Raw genomic sequence first — 1083 nt, forward strand, 5'->3', positions numbered from 1 at the left:
AGAACGGTTACTGTGAAAGTTTCAATGCGCGGTTCAGAGATGAGTTCCTGAATGGAGAAGTCTTCTACAATCTAAGAGAAGCGCAGATTTTGATCGAAGAATGGAGGAAACACTACAACACAAAACGCCCGCACAGTGCTCTGGGATACAAACCGCCGGCCCCGGAAACCATCGTTCAAATGGACCAAAGGCCGGTCATGCACTAACAATCAACTTGGACCACACAAGTGGGGCTGATCAGGCCTGCTTGCTTTCAATCTTGGCGTCGAGCTCGGCCAAGTTGCCATTATTCTTGCACTCTGGCCTGCATTGATAATGTGTCGGCGCGTGAACTCCAGTTTGTGGATGTCCCTACGAGTGGGCTTAGCCGGTGGATGTGCGGCTATCGCTTGCTTTTGGACCTTTCAGCGAGTTGCCGAGGTTTATTCCACGCTGGCTTAAGGTCATTGCGATGGCGCGTTCCGTGATGGTCGCCTGGGAGAAAAGCGGACATTCGGCTGTTCCGCAGCATAAGACAGATTGGGCTCGAAGCGGTCATTCGCAGTTTCTTCCTGAACGACCGCTTTGCGGACAAAGCTGCCGTCCGCAGGGCTCATCGATGATTGCCGCAACAACTGTGGTCAACGTTTATGATGTCAAAAAAGAAACAACTGTGTCACGAAATCAGAATCGAACACTAAGATTTGCCCCCAAACCATGTTCTTGACCATTTGAACGTACCGAATAGCCGTATCCTGCTGTTAGTATGGCTTGCTCGGATATTTGATATCCTAGCCCCAACCCGAGAACGAAGCCGTTGGCTCCTCGGTTTTGCCCGACCTGTGTAAATGTCCCAAATATCGGGCTTGTAAGATCCGAGACGGCCCTACGAAGACGCTCATTCTCTTTTTGAAGGCGCTTGAGTTCCTTCAATTAATCCGCGCCCATTCCGCCGTACTTTTTCTTCCAGCGATAATAGGTCTGTTCAACAACACCAATCTGCCGGATTGCATCCAGACGGGACATGCCTTGCCCCATCAATATCTCAACCTGCCGTAACTTCTAGACAATCTCTTCCGGCTTCGGTCGCTTGTTCGCCATGTG

General features: G+C 50.7%; 2 protein-coding genes and 1 pseudogene. 2 read left to right on the plus strand and 1 reads right to left on the minus strand.

What is annotated here, in order from left to right; translation table 11 throughout:
- Nucleotides 1-206 (plus strand): integrase core domain-containing protein (locus RUA4292_RS18360; protein WP_145975019.1); only part of this gene is annotated, 206 nt, incomplete at its 5' end.
- Nucleotides 207-243: 37 nt separating this feature from the next.
- Nucleotides 244-441 (plus strand): HupE/UreJ family protein, encoded by a 198-nt coding sequence (locus RUA4292_RS25665; RefSeq protein WP_145975020.1) that lies wholly within the window; start codon nt 244-246, stop codon nt 439-441.
- Between the two features lie 405 nt (nt 442-846).
- Here the strand turns inward: RUA4292_RS25665 and RUA4292_RS25025 are convergent.
- A pseudogene (locus RUA4292_RS25025) lies at nt 847-1023 on the minus strand (transposase); the annotation flags it as partial.
- Between the last annotated feature and the right edge of the window lie 60 nt (nt 1024-1083).

Source organism: Ruegeria atlantica, from assembly GCF_001458195.1.
In the GTDB taxonomy this organism is placed as follows: domain Bacteria; phylum Pseudomonadota; class Alphaproteobacteria; order Rhodobacterales; family Rhodobacteraceae; genus Ruegeria; species Ruegeria atlantica.